Here is a 4,286-nt window from a genome sequence, read left to right on the forward strand (position 1 = left end):
GCGGATCGGCCCGCGCCGGCCCGCCGCCTCCCTCGCAGGTGCTGTCGCCGGCGCGTAGCGCCGGCTTCCAGAGGGACCGAAGGTCCCTCGCGGCTCGGCCGCGGGCGCGGCCTCGCAGGCACGCGCCGCTGCCGGATATGTATAAAAGCGTGAGCTCGATCCGCCGTTTCTCTGTCGATCACACCCGTTCGTCGAGTATCGTCTCGTCGCTGTGGCGGACTTCGACGCGCTCGGGGACCGGCGCCTCCGCGAACTCGATTATGACCTCGTAGGGGTGGGCTACGGCGACGTCCGGACACGCTTCCTCGTCCCAGTCCGGGTCGTCTTCGGCGGTCAACCGGACCAGCAGGCGGTCGGCGTCGAGCGTCGCTTCGATCAGCTCGATCCGATAACACTCTCGCGAGCCGTCGAGCAGCCGTCCCCTGACGGTGAGCCGCGGCGGGTCGGCGTCGACCGCGCGGATCAGGACGGCGGCGTCGTGTGGATTCGGTTCGTCGGATTCGAACTCCCCGGTGTGCTCGCGCCGGAGCGTCACCTCGGCGCCGTCGACGGTGTCGGGGACTTCTCCCCACGGCGGCACGGGACAGCCCGCGAGGGGGGCGGTCGAGACGGCCGTCGCAGTCGCGAGGAGGGCTCTGCGGCGCATGGCGGGGAACGGCCGGGCGGGCGAGGTAAGCTTTGTGACGGGACGATCCCACCGATCGATCGTTTCATACTGATAGCACGTCTCACGGTAACACGTATGAGCGACGACGACCGGATCCCCGTGACCGTCCTCAGCGGGTACCTCGGCGCCGGGAAGACGACGATGGTGAACCACCTGCTCGCGAACCCCGGCGACAGGCGGATCGCCGTCATCTTAAACGACATGGGCGAGGTGAACGTCGACGCGGAGCTGGTCGCCCGCGAGAACGACGAGGGGGGGATCGTCGACCTCTCGAACGGCTGTATCTGCTGTCGACTCCAGGACGACCTGCTGAGCGAGGCCGCGACGCTCGCGGAGTCGCGGGAGTTCGACTACCTCCTCGTGGAGTCGTCGGGCATCTCCGAACCGATCCCGGTGGCGCGGGCGTTCACGGAGGGGACCGATGCCTCCGAGATCGACCCCACCGAACGCTTCCGGCTCGACACGATGGTCACCGTCCTCGACACCTACGGGTTCTGGAAGGAGTTCGACGCCGGCGAGAGCCTGCCGGGCGACGGGGAGCCGGCCGCGGACCGACCCCTCGCGGACGTGCTCGTCGAGGGGATCGAGTTCTGCGACGTCCTCGTGTTGAACAAGACGGACATGGTCCCGGACGAGGTCCTCGACGAGATCGAGTCGGTCGCCGACCGGATCGGCCCGCGGGCGAAACGGATCCGGACGAGCTACTCCGAGGTCGACCCCGGAGCGGTGCTCGACACGGGACGGTTCGACTTCGAGACGGCCAAGCGGTCGCCCGGGTGGAAACGCGCGCTCGCGGAAAGCGAGGCGGACGGGCACGGCGGGGAGGAGGAGGCTCACGGCCACGATCACGACCACGCCGAGGGCGCCGCCGCGGCCCACGGGGTCGACTCGTTCGTCTACCGCTCCGCGAACGCCCTCGCCCCGGAGCCGTTCGCCGACTGGCTCGACGACTGGGACGGCGCCATCGTGCGGGCGAAGGGCGTCGCGAACGTCGCGGGCACCGACGAGGTCATCGGCGTGAGTCAGGCCGGCCCCTCGGTGCAGGCGGGGCCGATCGGCGAGTGGGGACCGGACGACGACCGCCGCACGCGGCTCGTGTTCATCGGCAGCGAGATGGAGGAGTCGCGGATCCGGCGAGAACTCGACGACTTGGCGGCGTCGGACCCCGAGGCGGTCGAGGGAGCGAGCGCGTTCCCGATCTGAATCGGTCCCGAGAGTCGGTCGGGCTCAGATTCCCAGTTCGGCCTGTAAGTCGTCCCACTCCTCGTGGAACCCGTGGGTGGACTCGGTCTCGGTGCCGACCGCCGACTGGTAGACGTCGTCGTACTTCAGCAGCTCGCCCCACCCGTCGTGGAACGCCCAGTTACAGTACTTACACATACGGGTGCCCACGCGAGGGAGCGACATACCGGTTTCGCCGACCGTGGTGAGAGCGACTGTCGGGAGCGCGGGCGGTCGCGCGTCTCAGGGGCTCGGGCGGTCGCGCGTCCGAGAAGCGCCGGCGGTCGCGCATTTCGGGTCCGCCGACAGAGTGAACCCCGTCCGTGACGTACGGTAGCTATCGACGTGGCTCGGCCGCGGCGACACTCCACTATGGTCACATACAGGCGGGGCGGACACGTTCAGAGCGACGACGAGGCGGTCGAGCGGCGCTGCGAGCACTGCGGCTGGCACTGCGTCGCGGACGGGTATCCGGAGCTCGTCTCGCGGTACCAGTCGCATCTCCGGGCGGAGCACCCGAAGGCGTGGCTCCGGACCTGATATCGGTGGCGGAAAAATCGGAACAGCGGATGCGAGGCGGCGCCTCGGCGACTCAGGGTTCGAGGAGGACCTTCGTGACGCCCTCCTCGCGGGCGTCGAACGCCTCGTACATCTCCGGGGCCTCCTCGAGGTCGACGCGGTGCGAGACCACCCAGCTCGGGTCGGCACGTCCCTCGATGATCATGTCGCGGAGGTACCGGTTGTACGACTTGACGTTACACTGGCCCGTGCCGCATTTGAGGCCCTTCTCGAAGAACTTCCCGAAGTCGATACCGAGCCGCCCCTGCGCGGCCATGTCGTCGGGCGCGCCCGGGTCCTCAGGGACGTAGAGGCCGGGGATGCCGAGCTCGCCCGTCGGCCGGACCACGCGGATGAGGTTGTTGATCACGACCGCCGGGTTCTCCTTGGCCGGCTGATAGGAGTAGTCCTCCGTCTCGGTGTCGACGTTGTCGGGGTCGGTCGCCTGATACCCGACCGCGTCGACGCCCTTGTCGACCATTCCGCCGTGTTCCTCGATGATCTGGTCGACCGGGTCGCCTTCGGAGAAGTCGATGGCGGTCGCGTCGCAGTGGTCCTCGGCCAGCTCCAGTCGGCTCGGGACCTGGTCGACGACGTAGATCTCGGCCGCGCCCTTGATCTTCGCGCTGTACGCGGCCATCAGCCCGACCGGCCCGGCGCCGAAGACCGCTACCGACTCCCCGGGCTGGAGGTTCGCCAGTTCGGTGCCGTGCCAGCCGGTCGGGAAGATGTCCGCGAGCAGCGAGAACGCGTCCTCGTGTTCGCGCCCCTCGGGCAGTTTCAGCGCGTTGTGGTCCGCGTACGGGACGCGGAGTTTCTCGGCCTGTCCGCCCGGATACGGCCCCATGGCGACGTAGCCATAGGCCCCGCCGGCGAAGCCGGGGTTGACGTTGGTACAGAAGCCGGTGTACCCCTCCTCGCAGTTCTGGCAGAACCCGCAGGAGACGTTAAACGGCATCACCACGCGGTCTCCCTCCTCCAGTGTCGAGACGGCCTCACCGACTTCGGAGACGATCCCCATGTTCTCGTGGCCGAACACGATCCCCTCCTCGGCCGCGGTCCGACCCTCGTACATGTGCAGGTCGGAGCCGCAGATACACGACGTCGTGATGTCGACGACGACGTCGTTCGGGTGTTCGATCTCCGGGTCATCTACCTCTTCTACGGCCACGTCGTACGGGCCTTGGTAAACAACAGCTTTCATGATGTGATCCAACCTAACGGAAAGCTTCGAGTATTCTAAATGTTTTTCCGTTACATAGATAGTTAATAAATTATGGTACAATTCAATTAATCGTCATGTACGTCGCGGTCGGCTGCCGGTGTGCCGAGGGGACGCAGTGGCGCGTCGACGGGGAGTCCGGCGGAGCGCAACGACTTTCCTGCGGCACGGTAAACGGAGGGTATGGACTGGCCACACGACCCCGACGGCGAGCAGGGCAGCGAGGGCAGGCGGCAGTACGGCCACGCCGTGCTCGCGAAGAAGATCGACGAGGAGGAGGACTTCCCGCTGTCGACCGCGGAGTACGTCGAGCAGTACGGGGACCACCCGATCCGGATCGACTACGAGACGGTCGTCTCCGTCGAGGAGATCTTCGAGGGCGTCGAGAAGGAGGAGTTCGCGGACTTCGTCGAGTTCCACCAGGAGCTCGGCCGCGTGATGCGCGAGAACGGCTACTGGTTCTACGAGGGTGCCGACCAGTTCGTCGACGGCAGCGCCTGAATACGAATCGGGGATAAACGTCTCGGACGCATCAGTCGTTCTCTTTTAAATAACTGCTTCGACGGCGGGCGACTCCAAAGCCCCAGCCGCGAGGAGTGCGGACGCTCGCTGCGCTCC

Annotated in this window: 6 protein-coding genes; 3 read left to right on the forward strand and 3 right to left on the reverse strand. The window is 67.2% G+C overall.

Annotation, left to right across the window (positions count from 1 at the left end; all coding sequences use genetic code 11):
- Nucleotides 1-178: 178 nt before the first annotated feature.
- Nucleotides 179-646, reverse strand: coding sequence for a hypothetical protein (locus DJ81_RS12770; protein ID WP_094590023.1), 468 nt, complete (start codon nt 644-646; stop codon nt 179-181).
- 96 nt (nt 647-742) lie between these two features.
- On the opposite strand from DJ81_RS12770, the gene DJ81_RS12775 reads away from it, so the two are divergent.
- Nucleotides 743-1,870, forward strand: a complete 1,128-nt coding sequence (locus DJ81_RS12775) for a GTP-binding protein (protein ID WP_094590025.1) — start codon at nt 743-745, stop codon at nt 1,868-1,870.
- A 24-nt stretch (nt 1,871-1,894) separates the two neighbouring features.
- Here the strand turns inward: DJ81_RS12775 and DJ81_RS19280 are convergent, their stop codons facing one another.
- A complete protein-coding gene (locus DJ81_RS19280; RefSeq protein WP_170938320.1) occupies nt 1,895-2,047 on the reverse strand; it encodes a hypothetical protein in 153 nt (50 codons plus the stop codon).
- A gap of 213 nt (nt 2,048-2,260) precedes the next feature.
- On the opposite strand from DJ81_RS19280, the gene DJ81_RS19285 reads away from it, so the two are divergent.
- Nucleotides 2,261-2,428 carry a hypothetical protein gene (locus DJ81_RS19285; protein ID WP_170938321.1) on the forward strand — a complete coding sequence of 56 codons (168 nt, stop codon included), beginning with the start codon at nt 2,261-2,263 and terminating at the stop codon, nt 2,426-2,428.
- A 52-nt stretch (nt 2,429-2,480) separates the two neighbouring features.
- Here the strand turns inward: DJ81_RS19285 and DJ81_RS12780 are convergent, their stop codons facing one another.
- Nucleotides 2,481-3,650, reverse strand: coding sequence for a glutathione-independent formaldehyde dehydrogenase (locus tag DJ81_RS12780; RefSeq protein ID WP_094524742.1), 1,170 nt, complete (start codon nt 3,648-3,650; stop codon nt 2,481-2,483).
- Between the two features lie 201 nt (nt 3,651-3,851).
- Here DJ81_RS12780 and DJ81_RS12785 point away from each other — a divergent pair, with 201 nt between their 5' ends.
- A complete protein-coding gene (locus tag DJ81_RS12785) occupies nt 3,852-4,169 on the forward strand; it encodes a DUF5785 family protein (protein WP_094524741.1) in 318 nt (105 codons plus the stop codon).
- Nucleotides 4,170-4,286: the final 117 nt, after the last annotated feature.

Origin of the sequence: Halorubrum sp. Hd13, assembly GCF_002252755.1 — an archaeon.
Taxonomy (GTDB): domain Archaea; phylum Halobacteriota; class Halobacteria; order Halobacteriales; family Haloferacaceae; genus Halorubrum.